Annotated in this window: 23 protein-coding genes; 6 read left to right on the top strand and 17 right to left on the bottom strand. The window is 69.6% G+C overall.

The genetic code is table 11. The annotated features are described in order from the left end of the window. Window positions 1-4: 4 nt before the first annotated feature. The 3 genes from MOM01_RS00620 (at window position 5) to MOM01_RS00610 (ending at window position 4,720) form a co-directional block, all read left to right on the top strand. Complete coding sequence (locus tag MOM01_RS00620) at window positions 5-757, top strand: ABC transporter permease (protein ID WP_241384021.1); 753 nt, start codon at window positions 5-7, stop codon at window positions 755-757. A gap of 122 nt (window positions 758-879) precedes the next feature. Beyond that, a complete protein-coding gene (locus MOM01_RS00615; RefSeq protein WP_241383453.1) occupies window positions 880-4,062 on the top strand; it encodes an acetyl-CoA carboxylase family protein in 3,183 nt (1,060 codons plus the stop codon). Window positions 4,063-4,081: 19 nt separating this feature from the next. Further along, window positions 4,082-4,720 (top strand): UdgX family uracil-DNA binding protein, encoded by a 639-nt coding sequence (locus tag MOM01_RS00610; protein ID WP_241383452.1) that lies wholly within the window; start codon window positions 4,082-4,084, stop codon window positions 4,718-4,720. 4 nt (window positions 4,721-4,724) lie between these two features. Here the strand turns inward: MOM01_RS00610 and MOM01_RS00605 are convergent, their stop codons facing one another. From MOM01_RS00605 to MOM01_RS00585, 5 genes are read right to left on the bottom strand one after another with little or no spacing between them, the layout of a single operon-like run. Then, on the bottom strand, window positions 4,725-5,663 hold the full coding sequence (locus tag MOM01_RS00605) for a copper resistance D family protein (RefSeq protein ID WP_241383451.1): 939 nt from the start codon (window positions 5,661-5,663) through the stop codon (window positions 4,725-4,727). Window positions 5,664-5,668: 5 nt separating this feature from the next. Further along, on the bottom strand, window positions 5,669-6,187 hold the full coding sequence (locus MOM01_RS00600) for a copper resistance CopC family protein (RefSeq protein WP_241383450.1): 519 nt from the start codon (window positions 6,185-6,187) through the stop codon (window positions 5,669-5,671). Next, window positions 6,184-6,873 carry a YcnI family copper-binding membrane protein gene (locus MOM01_RS00595; protein WP_374112239.1) on the bottom strand — a complete coding sequence of 230 codons (690 nt, stop codon included), beginning with the start codon at window positions 6,871-6,873 and terminating at the stop codon, window positions 6,184-6,186. The genes MOM01_RS00600 and MOM01_RS00595 overlap by 4 nt, the downstream gene beginning before the upstream one ends. Window positions 6,874-6,910: 37 nt before the next feature. After that, complete coding sequence (locus MOM01_RS00590; protein ID WP_241383449.1) at window positions 6,911-7,402, bottom strand: hypothetical protein; 492 nt, start codon at window positions 7,400-7,402, stop codon at window positions 6,911-6,913. A gap of 29 nt (window positions 7,403-7,431) precedes the next feature. Continuing rightward, on the bottom strand, window positions 7,432-8,115 hold the full coding sequence (locus MOM01_RS00585) for a DUF6474 family protein (protein ID WP_241383448.1): 684 nt from the start codon (window positions 8,113-8,115) through the stop codon (window positions 7,432-7,434). Window positions 8,116-8,264: 149 nt separating this feature from the next. On the opposite strand from MOM01_RS00585, the gene MOM01_RS00580 reads away from it, so the two are divergent. After that, the gene (locus tag MOM01_RS00580; RefSeq protein ID WP_241384019.1) at window positions 8,265-9,842 is read left to right on the top strand and encodes a TM0106 family RecB-like putative nuclease; all 1,578 of its coding nucleotides are present in this window, start codon (window positions 8,265-8,267) and stop codon (window positions 9,840-9,842) included. A 61-nt stretch (window positions 9,843-9,903) separates the two neighbouring features. Here MOM01_RS00580 and MOM01_RS00575 read toward each other — a convergent pair whose 3' ends face one another. The 8 genes from MOM01_RS00575 to MOM01_RS00540 all read right to left on the bottom strand — a co-directional run bounded on the left by MOM01_RS00575 (window position 9,904) and on the right by MOM01_RS00540 (window position 16,368). Continuing rightward, the gene (locus tag MOM01_RS00575; protein ID WP_241383447.1) at window positions 9,904-10,755 is read right to left on the bottom strand and encodes a methylamine utilization protein; all 852 of its coding nucleotides are present in this window, start codon (window positions 10,753-10,755) and stop codon (window positions 9,904-9,906) included. A 62-nt stretch (window positions 10,756-10,817) separates the two neighbouring features. After that, entirely contained in the window at window positions 10,818-11,141 is a 324-nt protein-coding gene (locus MOM01_RS00570; protein WP_241383446.1) for a cupredoxin domain-containing protein, read from the bottom strand. Continuing rightward, window positions 11,138-11,479, bottom strand: a complete 342-nt coding sequence (locus MOM01_RS00565; protein WP_241383445.1) for a cupredoxin domain-containing protein — start codon at window positions 11,477-11,479, stop codon at window positions 11,138-11,140. Before MOM01_RS00565 ends, MOM01_RS00570 begins: the two co-directional genes overlap by 4 nt. 11 nt (window positions 11,480-11,490) lie before the next feature. Further along, window positions 11,491-13,089 (bottom strand): multicopper oxidase family protein, encoded by a 1,599-nt coding sequence (locus tag MOM01_RS00560; protein ID WP_241383444.1) that lies wholly within the window; start codon window positions 13,087-13,089, stop codon window positions 11,491-11,493. After that, entirely contained in the window at window positions 13,086-14,384 is a 1,299-nt protein-coding gene (locus MOM01_RS00555; protein WP_241383443.1) for a hypothetical protein, read from the bottom strand. Before MOM01_RS00555 ends, MOM01_RS00560 begins: the two co-directional genes overlap by 4 nt. Next, window positions 14,381-15,046: a methylamine dehydrogenase light chain gene (locus MOM01_RS00550; RefSeq protein ID WP_241383442.1), complete on the bottom strand. Its 666-nt coding sequence runs from the start codon at window positions 15,044-15,046 to the stop codon at window positions 14,381-14,383. Before MOM01_RS00550 ends, MOM01_RS00555 begins: the two co-directional genes overlap by 4 nt. A 62-nt stretch (window positions 15,047-15,108) precedes the next feature. Further along, window positions 15,109-15,723: a redoxin domain-containing protein gene (locus MOM01_RS00545; RefSeq protein WP_241383441.1), complete on the bottom strand. Its 615-nt coding sequence runs from the start codon at window positions 15,721-15,723 to the stop codon at window positions 15,109-15,111. Window positions 15,724-15,783: 60 nt separating this feature from the next. Next, on the bottom strand, window positions 15,784-16,368 hold the full coding sequence (locus tag MOM01_RS00540) for a MauE/DoxX family redox-associated membrane protein (protein WP_241383440.1): 585 nt from the start codon (window positions 16,366-16,368) through the stop codon (window positions 15,784-15,786). Between the two features lie 355 nt (window positions 16,369-16,723). Here MOM01_RS00540 and MOM01_RS00535 point away from each other — a divergent pair, with 355 nt between their 5' ends. Both MOM01_RS00535 and MOM01_RS00530 read left to right on the top strand, forming a co-directional pair. Next, on the top strand, window positions 16,724-18,238 hold the full coding sequence (locus MOM01_RS00535) for an APC family permease (RefSeq protein WP_241383439.1): 1,515 nt from the start codon (window positions 16,724-16,726) through the stop codon (window positions 18,236-18,238). After that, the gene (locus MOM01_RS00530) at window positions 18,235-18,993 is read left to right on the top strand and encodes an IclR family transcriptional regulator (protein WP_241383438.1); all 759 of its coding nucleotides are present in this window, start codon (window positions 18,235-18,237) and stop codon (window positions 18,991-18,993) included. The genes MOM01_RS00535 and MOM01_RS00530 overlap by 4 nt, the downstream gene beginning before the upstream one ends. 11 nt (window positions 18,994-19,004) lie before the next feature. On the opposite strand, the gene MOM01_RS00525 is transcribed toward MOM01_RS00530, so the two are convergent. From MOM01_RS00525 to MOM01_RS00510, 4 genes are all read right to left on the bottom strand, one after another. Next, window positions 19,005-19,826, bottom strand: coding sequence for an alpha/beta hydrolase (locus tag MOM01_RS00525; RefSeq protein ID WP_241383437.1), 822 nt, complete (start codon window positions 19,824-19,826; stop codon window positions 19,005-19,007). Between the two features lie 74 nt (window positions 19,827-19,900). Further along, window positions 19,901-20,668 carry an SDR family NAD(P)-dependent oxidoreductase gene (locus MOM01_RS00520; protein WP_241383436.1) on the bottom strand — a complete coding sequence of 256 codons (768 nt, stop codon included), beginning with the start codon at window positions 20,666-20,668 and terminating at the stop codon, window positions 19,901-19,903. A gap of 56 nt (window positions 20,669-20,724) precedes the next feature. After that, the gene (locus tag MOM01_RS00515; protein WP_241383435.1) at window positions 20,725-21,972 is read right to left on the bottom strand and encodes an MFS transporter; all 1,248 of its coding nucleotides are present in this window, start codon (window positions 21,970-21,972) and stop codon (window positions 20,725-20,727) included. Next, a complete protein-coding gene (locus MOM01_RS00510; RefSeq protein WP_241383434.1) occupies window positions 21,969-22,472 on the bottom strand; it encodes a MarR family winged helix-turn-helix transcriptional regulator in 504 nt (167 codons plus the stop codon). The genes MOM01_RS00515 and MOM01_RS00510 overlap by 4 nt, the downstream gene beginning before the upstream one ends. Window positions 22,473-22,484: the final 12 nt, after the last annotated feature.

Here is a 22,484-nt window from a genome sequence, read left to right as displayed (position 1 = left end):
CGTGATCGGCGACCCGTCCGTCCTGCTCCGCACGCTCGGCGGTGTCCTGGCGCTGGCTGCGATCTCCACGGCCGTGTTGTGGTCGTTCCGGGTCCCACAGCGATTCGCGCCGGTAGGTGCCATCGCGCGCGGCGCGGTCCAGCTCGCGCTCATCAGCGTCGTGCTCTCCGGCGTCATCTCCGACGCCCGCTGGGTCGCGGTCGTGCTCGTGGTGATGTTCGTCGTCGCGTGGTGGACGGCGTGCAGGCGCATCGGGGGAGAATCGGCCGTCCGCGCGACGGTGGCCGGTGCGATGCTCGCCGGGGTGCTCGTCTCGATGGGGATCATCTTCGCGACCGGGTCGGTGGAAGCGGCGCCGAGATACGCCCTGGCCCTCGGCGGCATCATCATCGGCAACAGCATGACGGTCGCGACCCTCGCCGGCCGGCGGTTCCACGAGACCGTCGACGATCGCTGGCCGGAGGTGGAAGGGTGGCTCGCACTGGGGGCCACCATGCGGCAGGCGACGCTGTGGCCGGCGCGGTTCGCCGTGCACGCCGCGATGATCCCCTCGACCGATCAGACGAAGACGACCGGGCTGGTGACCTTGCCGGGGGCCTTCGTCGGCGCCATCTTCGGCGGCCTGTCGCCGCTCGAGGCCGGACGATTCCAGGTGGTCGTCCTCGCGGCGATCATGGCGACGGCGTCCATCACCGCGGTGCTCGTGGCGCTCGGCCTCGGTCGTGGCCTCCGCCGTCACCCCCTGGTACTCGCGTGAGACACACGGTGTGGCATTCGCGTGAGGCACGGTGTGGCACTCGCGTGAGGCACGGGGCTGCAGTATGACTGGACCTACCGAGACGAGCGGACACCGAAGCCGCCGAGAAAGGGGGATCGTCGATGCTGCTCGTCGCCAACCGGGGTGAGATCGCAGTGCGCATCGTCCGCACGGCCGGTGAGCTCGGACTCGACACCGTCGTGATCCACGGCGCGGACGAGATCGACGCTCCCCACGTCCGCGCCGCCACGCGCGCCGAGCAGCTCCCGGGCTCCGGTCCCGCGGCCTACCTCGACTCCGATGCGATCGTCGGGATCGCCCGCGCGACGGGATGCACGCTCGTGCACCCGGGCTACGGCTTCCTCAGCGAGAATGCCGCCTTCGCACAGGCGTGTGCGGACGCCGGACTCACCTTCGTCGGCCCGTCCCCGCATGCACTGCGAGTTCTCGGCGACAAGCGGTCCGCCCGCGAGGTGGCCGGCACGCTCGGTATTCCGGTGATCGCCGCCACCGAGGCGACCGGTCCGGAAAACCTGCGGTCCTTCCTGCGCGCTCATCCGGAGGGGATCGTCGTCAAGGCGCTCGCCGGTGGTGGGGGTCGCGGGATGCGAGTCGTGCGTGAGGAGGACGCACTCGACGAGGCCCACCGGATCGCGGCCGCGGAAGCGCGCGTGGCCTTCGGGGACGACAGGGTGTATGTCGAGGCACTCGTTCATCCGGCCCGGCACATCGAAGTGCAGGTCGTGGCTGCGGAATCGGATTCGGGCACACGCGCGGTCGCGCTGGGCGACCGCGACTGCAGTGTGCAGCGCCGCCATCAGAAACTGGTGGAGATCGCACCGGCACCCGACCTCTCCGCATCCTTGCGGCAGGAGTTGCACGAGGCCGCCGTCCGGCTGATCGGGCACGTCGGCTGCCACGGGCTGTCCACGGTCGAATTCCTCGTCCACGGCGATTCTTTCGTGTTTCTCGAGGTCAACCCCCGCATCCAGGTGGAGCACACCGTCACCGAGGAGGTGACGGGGGTGGACCTCGTGGCGACGCAGCTGGCGATTGCTCGCGGCGCGGCGTTCGACCAGCTCGGTCTCCCGCCCGGCGTCGTATTCGACGGCGCCGGAGTGGAGGGCAGCCCGGCCCGTCCCCACGGAATCGCGGTGCAGGCGCGCGTCAATGCCGAGAGGCAGCGTGCCGACGGATCTGCCGTACCCACCGCCGGCAGGCTCACCGGGTTCACGCCACCCACCGGCCCGGGTATCCGCGTCGACACCCACGGCCGGCCCGGCCTCGAAGTGTCCGGCCGCTACGATTCGCTGCTCGCGAAGGTCGTCGCACACGTGCGGTCCGGGGACCGCGGGGCTGTTCTGCGCAAGGCGTCGGCAGCTCTCGGCGAATTCGTCGTCGAGGGCACAGGAACCAATCTCGACCTCCTGCGGAAGATATTCGACGACAAGGAATTCCGGTCCGTCAGTGTCCACACGGAGTGGCTGGGGGAGCGACTCGGGGATTTCGTCGGTACCGAACCCGACGTGCCCGGGGAGCAGGCGGTTCTGCTCCCGGACGAACACGCGGTCCGTGCCGAGACGGCCGGGACGGTCGTGGAGACCGCCCGTGAGGGCGACACGATCGCGACCGGCGCGCCGATCGCGGTACTCGATGCGATGAAGATGCAGCACGAGGTTCGCGCACCGGGAACCGCCGTGATCGAACGCGTGCTCGTCCGGCCGGGCCGGACGGTCGCGCCGGGGGCCGTCCTCGCGGTGGTCCGCCTGCTCGACGAGAAGACCGCGGCCGGCGGCACGGAGTCCTTCGACCTCGACGCGAGGCGCGCCGACCTCGACGAGATCCGGCGCCGGCACGAGATCACCACCGATGCCGCTCGGCCGGACGCGGTGACGAAGCGGCACGAGCGGGGCCGGCGTACAGCACGGGAGAACATCGCCGACCTCGTCGACGACGGGACGTTCGTCGAGTACGGGCCCCTGGTGCTGGCGGCGCAGCGCGGCCGGCGCAGCGAAGAGGACCTCGTCGCGAACACGCCCGCGGACGGCCTCGTCGGCGGCACGGCGCGGATCGGTGGTGCCGAGGCGGTGGTGATGTCCTACGACTACACCGTTCTCGCGGGGACCCAGGGGCGCAACAACCACCGCAAGACCGATCGGCTGCTCGACCTCGCGGCGCGCCGCCGAGTGCCGCTCGTGCTCTTCGCCGAAGGCGGGGGCGGCCGGCCCGGAGACGTCGACGCCGGTCCCGGCGCGGGTCTCGAACTCCCCACCTTCCGGTCGATGGCGTCCCTGCGCGGGCGGGTACCGACCGTCGCCGTCGTCTCCGGCCGGTGCTTCGCGGGTAATGCCGCACTGGCCGGGGTGTGCGACGTGCTCATCGCGACGCCCGACGCCAATATCGGCATGGGTGGCCCCGCGATGATCGAGGGTGGCGGGCTCGGGGTGCACCGTCCCGAGGACATCGGCCCGATCGAGGTGCAACGCCGCAACGGGGTGGTGCACCTCGCCGCCCGCGACGAACCGCACGCCGTGGATCTCGCGCGCAGGTATCTCGGCTACTTCACGGGGCGGGACGAGGACTGGCAGGCGCCCGATCCCCGTCGCGCACGGCACGTGGTGCCCGAGAACCGGCTCCGCGCCTACGATGTGCGGGCCGCGATCGACGCGATCGCCGATGTCGGCTCGGTACTCGAACTGCGGCCCGATCACGGCGTCGGTATCGTCACCGCCCTGATGCGTGTCGAAGGTGCGGCCTACGGTGTACTCGCCAACAGCAGCGCCCATCTCGGCGGGGCCGTCGATGCGGAGGCCGCCGACAAGGCCGCGGACTTCCTCGAGATGTGCGAATCGCACCGACTTCCCGTGGTGAGCCTGTGCGACACACCGGGATTCATGGTCGGGCCGGAATCCGAGAAGGAGGCCACCGTGCGCCGGTTCGGCCGCTTCTTCGTCGCCGGTGCCCGCCTGACCGTCCCGTTCGGCACGATCATCCTGCGCAAGGGTTACGGCCTCGGCGCCATGGCGATGGCCGGGGGGTCGTTCCACGCCCCCGAATTCACCATCGCGTGGCCGACGGGAGAGATCGGTGGCATGGGGCTCGAAGGCGCGGTGCGACTCGGCTTCCGCAAGGAACTCGACGCCGCAGAGACACCCGCGGCTCGCGAGGAACTGTTCGGGCGACTGGTCGATCTCGCCTATCAGCAGGGCAAGGCCCTGCAGGCGGCGACGAGCTTCGAACTCGACGACGTCGTCGACCCCGCCGACAGCCGCGCGTGGATCGCGCGCCTGGTGCAGTCGCGGTGAAGCCGGGTACCCGACGCGCATGGTGACCTATCCCGGGGCACAGCAGTACGTCCCCGACACCCGTGATCTCGCCGAACTCGCTGCTGCCTCCGCGGGGTGCCGGGGGTGCGATCTCTACCGGGAGGCCGAACGCACCGTCTTCGGCGGCGGCGGGCACGAGGCGCGCATGATGCTCGTCGGCGAGCAGCCGGGCAACGAGGAGGACCTGGCCGGAGAACCGTTCGTCGGTCCGGCCGGCCATCTGCTCGACAAGGCTCTCGAACGTGCGGACGTCGATCGGGGGACGGTGTACGTGACCAACGCGGTCAAACACTTCCGGTTCGATCGGTCGGCCAACGGCCGCCGCCGGATCCACAAGAAGCCGACCGGCGCGCAGGTCTCCGCGTGCCGGCCGTGGCTCGAGGCCGAACTCGACGCTGTCCGCCCCGAAGTGGTGGTGTGTCTCGGTGCTACGGCCGCACAGTCGCTGCTGGGCAAGGATTTCAAGCTCACGCAGCATCGCGGTGAAGTGCTCCGGCTGCCCGGCGAACTGCGCGAGGGGTGCGACCCCGCAGTGGTCGTCACAGTGCACCCGTCCGCGGTGCTGCGGGCCAAGTCGCAGCGCGACGACATGTTCCGGTCGTTCGTACAGGATCTGGCACGCGCCGCCACCCTGTGACGGCTCACGCCGTGGTGGCGAGTCCGGCCGCGAGTCCCAGCGCGACCGACATCGCACACACCTCGAGGACGGCGTTGCGCAGGGATTCCTCCTCCTGGTTCCGATGGGCTGCGGCGGCGGGCAGCCAGGTGCGCCGCCAGTTCCACGCGAGCACCAGCAGAGCACCCAGCACGATCACCTTGGCGAGAACGATGCGCCCGTAGCCCGTCCCCAGCAGCGCGGAGACGGATCCGAGCCGCACCGCCGCGTCGATCACCCCCGTCACCACCAACGCCACCACACACCACAGGGCGAGTCGTGAATAACGCGGAAGGAGGTCTGCCCACGCCGCTCGTCCCCGGATCGTCACCGCCAGTGCCACCAGCACGCCGAACCACACCGCGGCCGCGAGCACGTGTACCGCATTGAGGACGGACCCGAAGGGCTGCTGTGCCATGTGACCCGTGACCGGCCGGGCGATCAGCGCCAGAGCCGCAGCGACGAGTACCGGTGCGGTCGACCACGACGCCGACCTGCGATAGGCCACCGCAGCGACCAGCGTGCTCACCGCGACACACAGCCACGCCGCGGCATCCACGCGTCCGGTGGTGGTGGCGAGGTAATCCCCGAAGCGGGCCACATCGAGATCGAGAGCGGGCACGTCGAACGCCGTGGACGCCGCCCACGCGAGATCGATGCTCGCGAGCACGAGCCAGGCTCCCCCGAATACCGCGATTGCCCGCCACACCGCATCGGAGGCGACCGCCGGGCGGCGCTGTCCCTGCACCATCGACGCCAGCACGGCCAGTCCGAGCACGGTGGAACCGGCACACAGGCTCAGTGCCCGCACCGAACTCGAGGCAGCCGGAAGCGCGAGAGAACCCGCCGCGGAGATGCCCGCGAGGGCCCCGAAGGCGACGCCGGCAGCGGCCACGACGAGCCACTGCCGGCGTTCCGGGATCATGCGGGTCAGGCCTTCGGCTTGCGCAGCGCGAAGACGAGGCCTGCGGCGACCACCACGACACCCGCCACGACGAACCACCAGACGGCGGGACCGCTGTCGCCGTCGTCACCCGATTCCGAGCCGGAATCGCCGGAGGCGGCCTTGCCGGGTGTGCCGGTGCCCTCCTGGGTGAGTGTGAAGGTGCGTGTGCCGCTGACGGGATGTCCGTCCGCGGAGGTCACCCGGTAGGCGATGGTGTACTCGCCGACGGGTCCGAGACCGTCGAGTTCCACGGCCGCTGTCGCACCGTCGATGATCGGGTCGCTCTTCGACCACAGGTTGCCGTCGGGCCCCACGACCGTGAGGGCCGCGAACTGCTCCTGCAGCTCCTCGTTGAACGTCACGGTCACCCGGTCGGGGGCCTCGGCGATCTGCGCGCCGTCCTCCGGTGAGCTCGACAACGCTACCGAGTGAGCGGCCGCGGAACCGACGGACAGGGACAGGGACGCGATCAGCGCGGCGAGGAGAACGAGGATGCGCTTCATGCCCGCCGCCCCCGGATCACGGCGCCGAGGCCGAGTGCGGCACCGAGCGCGCCGAGCACGAGACCGACTCCGCCGAGCCAGCGCGCGGTGGTGTCGGTGGCCGTGGTCTCCGCCGCGCCACCGGCCTGCCCGGTGTCCGTGGCAGTGCTCGTGGCAGCGCTGTCGTCGGTGCCGTGTCCGTGCCCGTCGCCGCTGCTCGCTGCGAGTGTGAGGGTCGGGGCGGGGCGCTCGGGCTCCGCGTCGCCGGTCGCGATCTGGTCCCATGCGACGACCTCGCCGTCGCTGTAGGTCTGGATCGCGGGGAAGGCGATCTCCTCGTCCTCCGGGAGCGGCCCGGCGGACAGGACGAACTGCTGGAACTGGCCCGGACCGACCTGGACGTCCGGCTCGGCGGTCCAGGTGACCGAGGTGACGAGCTGCGACTCGGGATCCTTCTCGACGGTCGCGGTCCAGCCCGGGAGCGGTTCGGTGCGCGCCGAGCGCAGCCCGGGGAGTTCCACGGTGACGGCGGTGGTGCCTGCGGTCTCGGATTCGGTGGGCACCCGGAAGGTCAGGACGGAATAGCCGCCCTGCTCGGCACCGGGAGCGACGACGCTGACGTGGGCGGAGGCGAGGCCCGTGCCCGCGAGCATCAGTGCAGTGGTTGCTGCCGCGCCCACGAGGGCGCGACGGGAGAACTGGGACATGGAGATGTCTTTCTCGTGGGAAGAGGATCGGTGATCGTCACGGTCGAACCGCGGCGACCGGTGGTCCTCGCCTCGAGATGGCCGGGGGCGCACGTCCCCATACGAGCCGGTCCGTCGAGGAGGTCGGGGCGAGCACGCCCGGCGCTTCGACGACCGGACCGCGCATCAGCACGGTCCTCAGAACGGCACCGCACACCGCGTACACGCGGGCGGCCGCGCCGAGCAGTGCAGCGCATGCGGCCACGGCGATCACGTGCGCGGCCAGCATGGACATCGGCATGTGCCCGTGACCGGCGACCAGCATCGTGAGTGCGACGTGTGTGGCCGCCTGCCCGCCGGCGAGCAGTACCAGCGGGGACAGCGACGGCAGGTGGGCGCCGAGAATCCCGACCGCGACCGAGACCGCGACGAGCAGGACCGTCACCGGACCGGTCGGTACACCTCCGCCGGCGGCGCCGTGGGCGGCCACCGCCAGCACCGCGGTCGTGATGCCGGCGGTGGTGCCGAGAACGGTCGGAAAGGTGGTCACTGCGGTCGCGTCTTCTCGATCCCGGCAGATCAGCGCACGCCGAGACGGGCGAGCAGGTCCGCCTCGATCCCGTCGAGTTCCGACGAGATCGCCGCGTGTGCCGACTTCCGCCGGGCGCTCGGCATCTGCTCGGCCGTCTGCACCGCGGTGGTCAGATCGGTGAGCCGCTCGCGGGTCGCGGTGGCGAACTTCTGGGTCTCCGCATCCTTGGGGTTGCGCTGCTCGACCTTCACGAGCGACTGCTCGGCCCCCGCGATGCGGGCGCTGAGCCGTGCACCGTGCCCGGTGAACGAGCCGAGCTCCTCGATCGGAACTCCGAGCTGCTGCGCCCGGCGTGCGTCGAGCTGACCGCGCAGTGCGGTGACCACCTGGTAGACGATCGGGACGAGAACCGGCGCGAGCAGACGCGCGACGCCGAGATAGCGGCGCACCTTCGCTGCCGTGAGACCCTGGCTCTCTGCGGCCTTCTTCTGCGCCTTGAGTGTCGCGATCTGTTCCTTCTCGACCTTCGCCTGGGATTTCACCAGTTCCTGATCGAGCTTGACCTGGGACTTCGCGAGCTTCTTGTCGATCTTGGTCTTGGCTTTGGCCGCCCGGCGGTCGTTCTTGAGCCGGTTCTTCGCGACCAGCCTGGCCTCGAGCTTCGCCTTGGCTCTGAGTGCCTTGGCCTCGGCCCTGCGAGTCGCGCGACGCTTCCGTGTGAACAACCCCATCGAACAGCACCCTCCATTCGGTACGACACGACGCTCCGGCGCCCCGCGTCAGCCTAACGTGACGGTGCTGCTGCGAGCCGTCGCCTGTGCAGGGAATACCCTGGAATGTCGTGGAGGCAACCGGAGAACTACCGCGGCCCGACCGCGGAGTGTCACAGCACAAGGCCATCGCCATCGAGGCCGCTGCTCTGACGAGGTGCCGTCACCGGGTCTATCTCGATGCCACCTTCCCCGACGAACTCGCAGGTGCACCCGATAATCCCGGTGCGCGGCAGCGTCAGGAAGCGGCGGCCGCGCATCGCGAGGCGATCCGTCAGAAGCTCTTCGACGCCGACCCGGAGGGCTGGGTGCTCGTCGCTCCCGAGGGGCCGATGGCGCGGCGTGCCGAACGCACGCTCGACGCGTGCCGCGCGGGCGCCGACCGGATCTGGGGCGCGGTCCTGCCCACCGAACCCGATACCGGCCGTCGTGGCAGGTCCGAGATCCTGATGCGAGATCTCGAACACGGGGGCTACATCCCCGTGATCGTCGTCAACCACAAGGTCACCGATCCCGGACACGGGGCCGTCACCAGCGGTCTGTTCGCCTGGGAGCCGGCCGTCGACGACAGCCGCAAGGTGCGCAGTCAGCTGCGCGACCAGATGCGTCTGGCGCATCTGTACCGGATGCTCGAGCGGCACGGACTGGCGAGTCCGGCGAAGGTCGCGGGTGCCATCGGCTACGGCGGTGACTGCATCCTCGTGCACGATCTCGACGCGATCCTCGACGACTACGACGCTCGCCTGACCGATCGCCTCGAGATCGCTCGTGGCCGGGTACCGACGTCTCCCTCGCAGATCGGTGAGTGCAAGACGTGCCCGTGGTGGGATCGCTGCCGCGCCGAGCTCACGAGGACCCGGGACGTCTCGCTGGTCGCCCCGGGGCAACGCGCCGATGTGCTGCGCGAACTCGAGGTCCACACCATCGACGGGCTCGCCCGGTGGGAAGGTGGCGAACCGGAGGCGTGGCCGCAGGGATCGTTCGAGGACTCGATCGTGACGGCGCGGGCCTGGCTGGCCGGGGCGCCGCTGGTCCGGCGATACCGGCACGTGCACGTGCACCGCGCCGACATCGAGGTCGACATCGACATGGAGAGCTTCCACGAGCACGGGGCCTATCTGTGGGGCACCCTGCTCAACTCGGGATCGGACTCGGAATACATCCCCTTCGCGACGTGGGAGCCGGTGCCCACCGACGACGAAGCGCGTTCGTTCGCCGATTTCTGGCGCTGGTTGTCGGACCAGAGGCGCACCGCGGAGCGTCGTGGGAAGACCTTTGCGGCCTATTGCTATTCGCGTTCGGCGGAGGACAAGTGGCTGTTGTCGTCGGCACGGCGCTTCCACGGATTTCCCGGTGTGCCCGAACTCGCCGAGATCAAGGCGTTCATCGGATCGAACGAGTGGGTGGACATCTTCCAGGCGGTCACCGACCAGTTCGTGTGCCCGAACGGCAAGGGACTCAAGAAGATCGCGCCGATCGCCGGACATCACTGGCGCGACCCGGAGGCCGGGGGTGAGGCGTCGATGAGCTGGTACCGCGAGGCCGTCGGACTCGCCGGTGAACCCGATCCCGCGCAGCGTGTGCGCCTGCTCGAGTACAACGAGGACGATGTCGTCGCGACGAAGGTGCTGCGCGAGTGGATGAGCGAGCGTGCCGTGCTCGACATCCCGTACGTCGAGGATCTGTAGGGCGCTGCGCACCCCGCGCGTGGTCCCGGCGGAGGGAACCACCGGAACCACGCACGTACGGTCACACCAGCGCTGCAAGGGCGAATGCGGCCAGGGCGACGAGCACACCGCCGGTGAGGGTCTGGACGCGCCGGTCGATCACGCACATCGCTGACAGGAAACCGGGCATCGATCCACCACGCCGGGTGTGCAGGATCGCCAGCACGCTGGGCATGCACCGTCCGAGGCTGACGGTCGCGAACATCGCGGCGCCGAGGACCGGTGAACCCGAAGCGATCACACCGAGCACCAGGAGGTAGTACGCGCTCGAGCGGATGAAGATCATGAATCCGGGTCCGATGAGAGCGCCGAACAGCAGCGAGACCTTCCACGGGGCCGTCGTACGGCGCAGATGCCGGGGGAGCTGCTGCCGCCGCATGGGCGTCGGCAAGGTGATCATGCCCAGCTCGTGCAGACCGTAACCGAGCGCGAGCACGCCCCAGACCCCGAGCATCCACGTCCACGGCACCGAGTCCGTGGCCAGGGCACCGAGGGCGCCGAGGAGTGCGCCGGTCGGGATGCCGGTGGCGAGGGACCCCAGAGCGTGCCATCCGAGACGCCGGACCGGTGTCGACGACCCGCGGCGCCCCGGCTGTTTCGGGGCGGCGACGACGCCGGCGACCGACATGCCGCAGGTCGACCAGTTCGCCGCGAGTGCGGTGACGGCACCCGTGCCCACCACGGCGGCCGTCAGTGCCGCGGGTCCGGCGGGCGCGGCGAACTGTCCGGCAGCCGCGCCCACCGCGGCGGCGCCCGCGATCAGCCCGGCCCGAGCCGTTGTGGGAACGGCGTTCTCCAGAGTGGGCCGGATCTCGGGTACATCGATGTCCAGGGGTGCGTGAGCGAGCGGCTCACGCACGAGCGTTTCCGTCATGGGACTACTCCTTTGTCGTATTCGGGGCTGTCGAAGTCGGGCGCTGGGGACGACGTCGTCCGTCAGCCGGTCACGGTGACCGTTCCGGTCATGTACCGGTGGACCGAACAGTGGTACTCGTACACACCCGGCGTGGTGAAGGTGTGCTCGTAACTGCCGTCGGGTGTGATGCCGCTGTCGAATTCGCCTTCGGAGCCGACGTGGTGCAGCACCCCGCCGTCGTCGAAGACCCACCGGACGGTGCTGCCGGCGGGCACGGTCACGTCGGCCGGTGCGAAGTGCACGTCCCGGACCACGATCTCGGCGTCCGGTCCGGCAGCGGACGCGCTGCACGACGTCGCCGTCAGCAGAGCGAACACGGCTGCGCCCCGACGGATCCACGTCACCGGACGATGACCGTGCCGACCATCGCCGGGTGCGGTGTGCAGTGGTAGGTGTACGTGCCGGATTCCTCGAAGGTGTACTCGTAGGTGCCCTCGGTGAGCAGGTCGCTCTTCAGTTCCCCGGCGAGCGCGCCGTCACCCGCGACGTCGTGTGGGAGCCCGGAATCGTCGAACTGCCACCGGACGGTCCGGCCCTTGTCGATCGTGACCTCCGCCGGACTGTACGCCATGTTCTTCACCTCGATGACGACGGCGGGCTCGGCCGAGGACGAGCCGCCGCACCCGGTCAGCAGAGCCGCCGCGAGTGTCACGCCCGCTGCGGCGGAAAGAATTCTTCTCATGTCCTGTCCTCTCACCGGATGTACCGCAGGTTCGCGGTCATCCCTGCTTCGAAGTGATATGCGTTGTGACAGTGGAACATCCACTCACCCGGATTGTCGGCGTCGAACTCGATGGCGAGCTCGGTGCCCGGGAGCACGTTGACGGTGTCGCGTCGCAGGCCGCCGTAAGCCGGAACGGCGAAGGTGTGACCGTGGGTGTGCATGGGATGCCACATCGCCGACGAGTTGACCATCGTGATCCGCACCCGCTCACCGGTTCTCATCACCAGATGCCCGGCATCGGGCCCCGCCATGCCCCACACGTAGCGGTCACCCGCCTGGATCAGCTCGATCCGGTAGTCGCGATCCACCTCCCGCTCGTCGAGCATCACGGCCTCCACCGGCCGCAGCTCGCTCTCGGGGACGAGCCGCCCGTCGAGTTCGGGTATCCGTCCGGCCACATCGGGGTCCGGCATCGGGATCGCATCGTGGCTGCGGAGCACGGTCGACGCGTAACCGTCGCGGCCCTCGACCTTCGCGACGATCGGCCACGCCCCCGACCGGACGGTGACGAGCACATCCACGCGCTGGGCCATTCCCACGATCACGGTGTCGGCGGTCGCGGGGCTGACGTCGAAGCCGTCCACGGCGACCACCGTCAGCTCGTGACCCGCTACCGCGAACCGATAGGGGGTCTCGGCTGCAGCATTGATCACTCGCAGCCGCAGCCGTTGTCCCGCAGCTGCTTCGACCACCGACGGATCGTTCGGAGGGCGCCCGTTGATCAGATGGAGGGGATACGCGATGTGCTGCGTCATGCCGCCGAGCGGCGACGAGTCGCCGTGCCCCTGGGAGACCAGTCGCTGTGCGGTCGCCATCTCGTCGTCGGAATGCGTCACCGGCGCCGAGGCATCGCCGTGCCCGCTGGGGCCGTGTCCGGAGATCTGCGGGTTGAGGGCTGCCAGGACGGCGTCGGGTGTCGTGCCCAGGCCGTCGACCCAGTCGTCGAGCACGAGCACCGCGTCGGCGTCGGCACCGGTGCGGTCGTCCGGATCCTCGATGATCATGGCGCCGAACAGTCCTCGATCGGCCTGCAGGCCGCTGTGCGAGTGGTACCAGTAGGTGCCGGGGTCCGGCGCGACGAAGTCGTACTCGAATCGGCCGCCGTCCGCGCCGATGGCCTGCTGTGTCACCGGAGCCGCACCGTCCATGTCGTTGCGGATCCGGATGCCGTGCCAGTGCAGGGTGGTCTCCTGCGGCAACCCGTTGTCCACCGAGACCCGGACCCGGTCGCCCTTCGACAGGCGCAGCTCCGGCGCCACGGCCGCTCCACCGTAGGTCCACGTGTTCACGATCCGCCCGCCGAGATCGACGGCCCCGACGCCCGCGGCGAGCGCGAAGGCCGCAGTCGCCCCCGAGGTGGAACGAGCCGCCTCCGCAGCGGCCACCTCGGGATCGGTGGGCAGGATGTAGTCGAGGTCGGCTGCCGCCACCTGCTGCCCGGACGCTCCGGAACTGCAGGCGGCGGCGCCGAACCCGAGTACGCCGAGCCCCACCGCGCCGGCCCCGAGGGTGCCCAGGCGGAGGAAACGCCGGCGGTCGAGCACGAGCCCGGTGTCGGGTCGTGTCATCGGATCACCTGCGGGGTCAGCAGCGTGCGGATGTCGTCGACGGTGCCGGTGACATCGGCGGCACTCACCTGCTCACCGGTGCTCGCGGACACCCCGACGATGCGCTGCGTCGACTCCCCGTCGACCTCGGGCCCGGCGCCGACGACGTAGAGGACCTCGCCGTTCACCGAGAACGCCGCCGACGCAATGTCCGTCAGGCCCAGCGTCGCGAGGTCGAGGCTGCGGATCGGCGCGAAGGTGGTCGCGTCGAACAGGTCGATCTTCACGACGTCACCACCGCGGCCGGAGTGTGGATGGACGGCAGTGTCGGTGTATTCGACGGCGATCCGGGCACCCGTGTTGTCGATGATGCCCTCCGCGAACCGGCCGCCGTCCTGTCCGGCGTTCCCGATGGGGGCGATCGGGCCGTCCGGCAGGCCGTCCGAGAAGTCGAACACGAAGACGTCGCCGGTGGCGCTCAGGAGCAGGCCCTTGCGGGCCTCCGCGGCCCAGGTCACCTTGCGGGTGCTGACGAAGTCGTCGGGCAGCACCTTCGCGCGTGCCGTCTCGGTCGGCACGCCGGAGTCGTCGATGGAGATCCGGATCAGCTCCCGTGTGTCCTCGCAGACGCTGTAGATCTCGTGGTCGACGAGCCAGGTGAACGGACCGCACCCGACGATCTGCAGGGCGCCGCTCTCCCTGCCTGCTTCGAGATCGACGACACGTACGCCGTAGAGACCGTCGTCCCAGGTCACGAAGTACTTCCCGTCGGAGGTGACCGCATTGGATCCGGGACGCGAATGCACGCGGGCGTAATCGGGCAGTTCGATCTCGTCCGGTTCGAGGAGATCCCCGGAATAGGTGGTGACGGTGAAGTCGGCGGCCCCACGCGAACCGCGGGGACGCCACACTTCGGCGGCGAGAACCGCGGGATCGGAGGTGGTCTCACCGACGAAGCCGTGGATGACGGGATCCCAGATACCCGGGCCCACCACGACGCGTCCGGCGGCCACGCCCGTGACCGGATCGATGATGTTGACCCCGAGTTCGAGCTGGCTGCCGCCGATCACCGCGAGCAGTTCGTTCTCGTTCGCGGGCTGGATCTCCGAGACGTGGAGCGGTTCGGGGATGGTGTCACCGATCTCCTGGTCGTCGTGGCCCAGGGAGATGCCTTCGCCCGGTGTGGTGTACGGCACGGTGGGATAGGTGACCTCGCCTGCGGCAGCGGATGATTCGTCGTCGCTCGAACAGGCGGTGAGCGACAGGGCGAGGGCGAGTGGGACGGTCGCGGCGACCATCCGTGAGGTGCGGTTCATGATCCGGCGCCCACCTTCGGACGTGCCGCGGGACGAGCCTGGCAGTCCTCGCCGATGATGGGGGCCATCGTGCAGGTGTACGACTGGGATTCGTCGGAGACGCACCAGATGATCTCCTGGTCGTAACTGCCGGAGACCGGGTTGTACATGATGGCCTGCATGTCGGGTTCACCGCAGAAGGCGTTCGAGCACGACGGTGCGCCACAGCAGTCGTAATAGGCGATGAGATAGGTCTTTCCGGTGTCCGGATGCGTGCAGCAACCGACCCAGAACTCGGCGCCGGGACGGCTACCGGGTGCGCACGTCGTGACACCACCGCCGTTGCACGCCGCGCACGACGTGCCGTCCATGTTGCACCAGCGCCAGTACTCGCACTCGGCCGGATCCTTGCCGTCGAAGACGGGCAGCAGCGGTTCGGGTTCGGGCGCCGGGGCGGGTGGTTCCTGGGCCAGAGCGGTACGGGTGACGGGAAGCGAACCGATCAGGGCGACACCGGACACACCCATCGTCCACCGGCCGATCCTGCTGATCACGGAACGACGCGACACGCGTTCGGACAGCCGGCGCCCGGCACGGCCCGCCAGGGACCCGCCGCGCCCGGCCATCCACTCGGCTTGTTGCGCGACGGTGGCTTCGTCCACCGGATATCGGTTCTCGTGCATTTCCGGTTCACCGGAAGAAGGCCTGAATTCCAACGACGTACTCCGATCTCGAGAAGGGGATGTCACACGCCTGCTGCGGCGCGGGTCTTGGCTGCCTCGTGCAGGTGCTGCAGGGACGGAGTGCCGGATTCGAGTGCGTTGAGGAGGGATTCGACCTGTGCCATGTGGTTGCACAGGCCCTTGGACCGGATCTTGCCGTGCTCGTCGAGGATCACCCCGTACGGGGTGGTGCCCACCTGGTAGGCGATACCCACGTCGCGGGCGTCGACGTAGCTCAGTTCGGCGCCGATACCCGAGCCGGCCAGGAAGTCCCGGTGCTCCTCGGCCGTGCCGTCGGAGACGATGACGATGTCGAGATCCTTCTCCGCCCTGGCCATCGCCTTGATGCCCGGCAGCAGGCTCTTGCACGTCGAGCACGACGGCGCGGTGAACAGCAACAGCTGCGGCTTGTCGCGATGGCCGCCCACGCCGACCTCCCGGCCGAGCTGATCGGTCAGGCCGCGGAAGCTCGGCCCGGCCTGTTCGATCTTCGGTCCGGTATCCATCATCCGGGCTCCGAGGGGACCGAGACGCACCTGCACACGGCCGATCTCGCGGGCGAGGGCGAGCACCATGAGGAACAGGACCGCGACGGCGACGGCCAGCACGATGATCGCGATCAGAAGAAAGGTGTTCACAAGCGTTCTCCGTCCGGGAAGGTGCCGGCTCGGCCGGCAGGTGGTGGGGCGGGCAGGACTTCAGTACCGGGAGAGGGTGGCTGCGGCGCGCAGTTCGATGGAGGCATTGGTCAGATGGCCGTCGACCGGGCGCCGTCCCGGATGCACCACCGCGCGGAGTTGCGAGGCGGTGACGACGGCGGCGAGCGCCAGGGCGGCGAGGACGACGGCGAGGACGTGCTCACCGGGCGTCGGTGACCCGGCGGGAACGACCGCCAGCAGGGCGGCGGCCACTGCGAACGCACCGGCGCGTATCGCGTGGAACCATCCGATCCGGGGCACCTCGTGCGCGGCGCCGAATGCGAAGCACCCGCAGTCGAGTTCCCGCCGGCCCCGCACCAGATTGACGGACAACCCCGCGCAGAAGGCCGCGAACACCAGGGCAGCGAGCGCGGCCGCATACCTCCCGGCGAGTCCGGTGACGAGCGCGGCACCGACGACGATCTCCACCCACGGCAGCACGATCGCCACCGCCTGCTCGAGGGGGGCGGGAAGGAGGCGGTAGCCGCGCACGACACGCAGCAACCCGTCGCGATCCCGTACCTTCGGAATGCCGGCGAGCAACAACGTGCCTCCGACGATCGATGCGATCAGCAGCCACATCATGTGCGCGATCCACTCCTTCCATGCCAGGGCGGCTACCGCGGGGATCGGGCCGGATCCCCGCGCAGTCCGGATGGAGACATCGTGGTGCGGGCGTGAGTCGCGACGGCGTCCGCGGAGAAACGAACCGTGACACACCGAACGAGAACGCGGACGGGGATGTCGCACTCGGGAATGAGCTTCGACCTGCGCTTACGGCCGTGCTCGGCCCGTGCGTCCGGTTGCGGGACACGGCATCCGCATGACGATGCCGACCGGATTCCCACTCGGCCGTCACGTGGTGTTCGCGTCGATAATCCGTCCGTAACACGGGCGCACTAGCGTTCCCCGCGCACCGGTCGAACGGAAGGACGCGATCGTGACGGCAGCGCTCCGGGCGGCGATACACCGCGCGCAGGAAACGGAACCCAGCGCACAGCAGGTTCTTTCGCCTCTGCATGCGCTCGGTCGCCGGCAACTGTCGCAGGTGGATCTGATCGGGCAGTCGCTGTCGACGATCGCGCCTGCCACCGGAATGGTGTTCATCGCGCTCTGGATGACGGTGCGGGATCCGGGTCTCGGCGGAGTGCTGACGATCGCGGCGACCACGGCCGTGGTGGTACTCGTCGCGGTGTGCATCACGGGATTCACCCGCCGCCTGGCGGCCGCCGGCTCGCTCTACAGTTTCGTGTTCCAGGGACTCGGCACCCGCGCGGCCCTGGCGACGGGCACGGCGCTCATCGTCGGATATCTGGGGATCGCGGTCTCCGTGCTCGCGCAGGGGGCGGGCACGGTCCTCGACATCGGAGAACTCGTCGGCCTGCCCGTACCGGACCACGGGATGTGGATCGTCGCGATCGTGATCCTCGGAGGCGTAGTCGCCCTGATCGCCGTGCGTGGCGTGCGGTTCGCCACGCGAGCGATCCTGATCGTCGAATGCTGTTCTCTCGTCCTCATCGTCGCGACGATGATCGTCGTACGTGACGACACCGGGGTCTCGGCGACCGTGCAGTCCGACCCGTCGATGAGCCTGCTGCCCTTCCTCGCTCTCATGACGGTGCTGTCGATGGCCGGATTCGAGAGTGCCGCCTTCTTCGGCCCGGAAGCCCGGCGGCCCCTCGTGACGGTGAGCCGGACGGTGCTGATCACCCCGCTCGTCGTCGGCGTGCTGTTCGTCTTCGCGGCGATCGCGTCGCTGAGCGGCCGTGGATCACTCATCGTCGACGCCTATTTCGGCGGCCTCGACTCCGGTGCCCCGTGGGCGGTGGTCCTGGCGGTCAAGACGGGGATGGCGTGTTCGTGGTTCGCCTCGACGCTCGGATGTGCCCAGGCCGGATCGCGGTTGCTCTATTCCATGGGGGTCGAGGGTGTGCTGTCGTCCTCCCTCGCCCGGGTCCACGGCACGTTGCGCACACCCTGTGTCGCCGTACTCGCGTTCACGGGTGCGAGTGTGGTGGGCGCAGGCGTGTACGCCGCGTCGGCCGGGGCGGATTCGCCGGCCTTCGACGGAGTCGTCGAGATCGCGTTGGTCACGGCTTACACGCTGGTCGCCGTGGCGTCGCTGCGGTTCCTGCACCGGATCGGTGAGGACACAACCTGGACCCGGGTGGCAGGAGTGTTCGTCGCGCTGCTCGGCGGTGGCCTGCTGGTGTCCACCGCGGTGGACGGGATCGTTCGTGCGGCGCTCGTGGTGCCGGTGGCGGGGGTCGTCATCGTGGTGTCGGGTGCGGTCTGGCAGACGGTGCTGCGCTGGTTCCGGCCACGCAGCCTCACCACGATCGGTGCGTTCGACACCGTGGAGACCACCGATCTGCTTCCCGGGGCGGGACAGCTGATCCTCGACGAGGACGGACGGCGCCGGATCGTCACCGACAGTGTGCCGGGGGAGACGTGACCGCCCACGCCGCGGTCCGGTCCTCCGATCCGGCCTTCGGCGGTCGCCAGCCGCACGCGGTGCAGAAGGCGCTGGGAATGCTCGAGGCGGTGGCTCAGCTCGGACCGGGGAGCACGGCGAAGGAGATCGCGACGTTCGCCGGGGTTCCGCCGGCCACGGCCTACCGGATGCTGAACCTGCTGGTCGCGGACGGCTATCTCGTGCGGGTACCCGATCTGTCGGGTTTCGCGCTGGGCCGGCGTACCGCCGAACTCGCCTATGCCGCAGCGGAATCGAATCCGTCCGAATCCCTTCACGAGGTGATGGAGGATCTGCGTCTGCGGACCCGATTCGGACTGCACGTCGCCTCGTTCGCCGGTGGGCGTCTCCGCTTCGTCGACCAGGATCCGGACCACGAGATCGTGGCGATAACGATGTTGTCGAAGTCGTTGCATGCCAATGCCATCGGCAAACTCATGCTGGCCCATTTGCCGGACTCGTGCCCGCCCGGCGACATGCGCAGGATCACCGACTTCACGGTGTGCGACAGCGAGATGCTCGTGCGTGAACTCCACGGCGTCATGTCGGCCGGATATGCGCAGGAGAATCAGGAGACGCGCCTGGGTCGGGCGGCACTGGCGGTTCCGATCCGCGACGCGTCATCGTTCGTGGTGGGCGGGTTGTACCTGCACGGATCGGCCGCGAAGGTCCGGCCCGAACCCGATCTGGTGAAATTCCTCGTCGACGGTGCGGCGCGACTCACCGGACTGCTGTAGGGCGGCAGGAGTCATCCGCCGGCCCGCACCGACTCGGCGAGCCGCGACAGCGCGTCCACGACCGGAGCGCCGAACATCGGCGGGTCGTTGTGCCCGAGCCCCGGCAGTTCGAGGCGTTCGTGCAGAGTCCCCGCGGCATCGGCGACGTCGACACTCTGCGTGGAGGGAACGACGGTGTCGGCCGTGCCGTGGACGACGGTGAGCGGCACGTCGATCCGGGCGACGAGATCGGCGACGGGGAATTCGTCCTTCAGCAGTGCGGCGGGGACGAACGGATAGTGGTGCCGGGCGACGGCGGCGAGATCGGTGAAGGGCGAGCGCAGCAGCATCCCGGCCGGGGGCTCGTCGACGGCGAGCGCCGCGACCACGGCGCAGCCGAGGCTTTCGCCGAAGTAGAGCAGCCGGGTGGGGTCGACGTCCTCCCGCGAGCGGAGATGATCCAGGGCCGCGCGTGCATCGGCGGCGAGACCCGGCTCGTCCGGCCGGCCGGGGTTGCCGCCGTATCCGCGGTAGTCGAGCAGCAATGTCGAGAAACCCGCGGCGGCGAGATCGGCGGCGGTGCCGGCGCGGCCGAGCCGGTTGCCTCCGTTACCGGGAGCCAGGAGGACGGTGAACCCGTGCCCGGGTCCGTCGGGATTGCGGCCGGGCACGAACCAGGCGTCGAGTTCGAGGCCGTCGGAGGTGGTGAGTACGACATCCTCGGCGCCCGCCAGGACGGTCGCGGCGGCAGGGGGAGCGGAAGCGTCGGGCAGATAGATCAGGCGTCGCTGCAGGGCCCAGCCGGCGACGCCGAGGAGGACGACGATCACCGTCACGACGATCGGGATGCGCACTCCGTCCGGGTACCCCGTGCGCGCCTCCGGTAGCAGCGACTACCGGGCACGCGCACGGGGCACGACGGTCGCTGTTACCGCGGCGCCATACGCAGGGCGCCGTCCATGCGGATGGTCTCGCCGTTGAGATAGTCGTGCTCGACGATCATCTGTACGAGCTGCGCGTACTCGGCGGGCTGGGCGAGCCGGGACGGGAACGGCACTCCGGCTTCGAGGCCCTTGCGGTACTCCTCGGTGACACCGGCGAGCATGGGGGTGTCGACGATGCCGGGGGCGATGGTGTTGACGCGGATGCCGAACTGCGCGAGGTCGCGTGCGGCGGGGACGGTCATGCCGTGCACGCCACCCTTGGACGCGGAGTACGCGATCTGGCCGATCTGTCCCTCGAACGCCGCGACCGAGGCGGTGTTCACGATGACGCCGCGCTGACCCGACTCGTCGACCGTGTCGGTCTTGGAGATCGCATCGGCGGCCAGCCGCATGACGTTGAACGTGCCGAGCAGGTTGACGGTGATGACCGTGCGGAACAGCTCGAGGTCGTGGGGACCGTTCTTGGACAGGATGCGTCCGGCCCAGCCCACACCGGCGCAGTTGACGACGATGCGCAGCGGAACACCGGACTCGACGATGCGATCGATCGCGGCCTGCACGTCGTCGGGGCTCGTGACATCGGTGGCGATGAGCGTGACGCCCTCGGGCGCGGAATCGCCGACCCGCTCGATGGACTGCTGGAGGTCGAGGCCGAAGACGGTGGCCCCGGCGTCGGCGAGGCGGCGCGCGGTGGCGGCACCGAGGCCGGATGCGGCGCCGGTCACCAGCGCGGCGGATCCCTGAATCTCCACTGTTCGTATCTCCTGTCTCGAGCTGTAGGGCTCGTCAGTGTCCTTCGTCACGAACCCTAGCCGGTGACCGTCGTGACCTCCGCGGGGGTGGAGGTCCTGCGGCGCAGGGCGAGAAGACCCAGCATCGCGGCCACGAGACAGGCGCCGGCACCGAGCAGCAGACCTGCCCTGCCTCCCCACTGCTCGCTGACCCATCCGGCGATCGGGCCACCGATGGCGGTGGAACCGAGGAAGGCGACGGACCACAGGGCCATCACCCGGCCACGCATGGTCGGCGCGGCCGCGAGCTGGAGCGAGCTGTTGGTGGTGGACGTGAAGGTCACGCTCAGTGCGCCGACGACCACCATGATCACGACGAGGCTGGTGAGGGTCGGCGCCGCTGCGGCGACCGCCAGGGCGATGCCGAACGCGAGGGCGGAGACGACGAGCGGCTTGGTTCCCGTGCGGCCCCAGGTCGCCATGGCCAGTCCGCCCACGACGGACCCCGCTCCCATCGCGGCGGTGAGGAAGCCGTAGGCACCGGCACCGGATTCGAACGTGCGGTCGGCCAGGACCGGCAGGACCACCTGGAACTCGAATGCCAGACAGCCGACGAGCGCCATCATGAGCAGCGGGACGGCGAGGTCGGAGGTGCGTCGCACGTAGGCGAAGCCCTCGCGCAGCTGGCCCTTGGCGCGGGCGGCCGGGGGCGACGGCTGCAGCCGGGAGACGTCGAGCCGGAGCAGCGAGGTGACGACGGCGACGAAACTCGCGGCGTTGAGCAGGAAGCACACGCCGAGTCCGCCGGCCGCGATGACCACACCGGCGACGGCCGGGCCGATCATGCGGGAACAGGAGGCGAGAACCGACTGCAGGCTCACGGCGTTCCGAAGATCCTCCGGCCCCACCAGTTCGAGCATGAACGACTGTCGCGCGGGATTCTCGAAACACTGATTGAGGCCGAGCAGGATCGCCAGGACGTAGACGTGCCACAGGGCCACGGTGCCGGTGACGACGAGCAGCCCCAGGATCAGGGCCTGGACCCCCATGAGTGACTGCAGCCCGATCATGAGCCGGCGTTTGTCGGAGCGGTCGGCGACCACACCGCCGTAGGGACCGAGCAGCAGCATCGGCACGGTCTGCAGGGCGAGCACGATACCGATGGCGGTGGCGGATCCGGTGAGCTGCAGGACGAGCCAGGACTGTGCGACCGTCTGCATCCACGTACCGACCAGGGAGACCGCCTGGCCGCTGATGTAGAGGCGGAAGTTGGGCCCGCGCAGGGCCGCGAAGGTCTGTCCTCGGATGTCGTCGAGCACTGTCACGGATGCGCCTCCTCGCTGGGGGTGGGTCCCGAGTCGGCGACCCGCTCCGACAGTGCTTCGAGCGCGGGCAGCGCCGCGTGGAGGATGTCGAGGTGCTGTTCGCTCAGGTCGGTGAGGTGACGGGCGAACAGGGCGGTGCGGCGTGCGCGCAACTCTGCGGACAGAGCGGCGCCGGCGGGGGTGATGTGGACACGGACGACACGCTTGTCGTCGACGTGGGGGGAGCGGGTCAACAGCCCGTCTTCTTCGAGTTTGCTCACCATGCGCGAACACATGGTGGGGTTGAGCCCTTCGATCTCCGCGAGTTCGCGGACTCCGATCGTCTCGTGGCGGGCGACGGTCGTGAGGAGGGCCGACTGCGAGCGCGTCAACCCTTCCTCCGAGGCGAACATGCCCATGCGGCGGGAGATACGTCCGATGGCGATACGCAGACGGTGGACGTCGTCGGCATCGAACGGCGGAGTAGCGGATCGAGGGGTGTCGTCCGTGCGATCGGACATGGAACCACCTCC

Origin of the sequence: Rhodococcus sp. CH91 (assembly GCF_022554085.1) — a bacterium.
Lineage (GTDB): Bacteria > Actinomycetota > Actinomycetes > Mycobacteriales > Mycobacteriaceae > Rhodococcus.
Note: the sequence above shows the minus strand (reverse complement) of the source record. Positions and strands in the feature narration are given on the sequence as shown.

Bases quoted from the DNA above. Each gene is read 5' to 3' on its own strand.
- MOM01_RS00600 (WP_241383450.1), bottom strand. From the start codon at position 6,187: ATGAAGCGCATCCTCGTTCTCCTCGCCGCGCTGATCGCGTCCCTGTCC.
- MOM01_RS00585 (WP_241383448.1), bottom strand. From the start codon at position 8,115: ATGGGGTTGTTCACACGGAAGCGTCGCGCGACTCGCAGGGCCGAGGCC.
- MOM01_RS00560 (WP_241383444.1), bottom strand. From the start codon at position 13,089: ATGACACGACCCGACACCGGGCTCGTGCTCGACCGCCGGCGTTTCCTC.
- MOM01_RS00615 (WP_241383453.1), top strand. From the start codon at position 880: ATGCTGCTCGTCGCCAACCGGGGTGAGATCGCAGTGCGCATCGTCCGC.
- MOM01_RS00555 (WP_241383443.1), bottom strand. From the start codon at position 14,384: ATGAACCGCACCTCACGGATGGTCGCCGCGACCGTCCCACTCGCCCTC.
- MOM01_RS00575 (WP_241383447.1), bottom strand. From the start codon at position 10,755: ATGACGGAAACGCTCGTGCGTGAGCCGCTCGCTCACGCACCCCTGGAC.
- MOM01_RS00605 (WP_241383451.1), bottom strand. From the start codon at position 5,663: ATGATCCCGGAACGCCGGCAGTGGCTCGTCGTGGCCGCTGCCGGCGTC.
- MOM01_RS00510 (WP_241383434.1), bottom strand. From the start codon at position 22,472: ATGTCCGATCGCACGGACGACACCCCTCGATCCGCTACTCCGCCGTTC.
- MOM01_RS00565 (WP_241383445.1), bottom strand. From the start codon at position 11,479: ATGAGAAGAATTCTTTCCGCCGCAGCGGGCGTGACACTCGCGGCGGCT.
- MOM01_RS00550 (WP_241383442.1), bottom strand. From the start codon at position 15,046: ATGCACGAGAACCGATATCCGGTGGACGAAGCCACCGTCGCGCAACAA.
- MOM01_RS00595 (WP_374112239.1), bottom strand. From the start codon at position 6,873: ATGTCCCAGTTCTCCCGTCGCGCCCTCGTGGGCGCGGCAGCAACCACT.
- MOM01_RS00610 (WP_241383452.1), top strand. From the start codon at position 4,082: ATGGTGACCTATCCCGGGGCACAGCAGTACGTCCCCGACACCCGTGAT.
- MOM01_RS00540 (WP_241383440.1), bottom strand. From the start codon at position 16,368: ATGATGTGGCTGCTGATCGCATCGATCGTCGGAGGCACGTTGTTGCTC.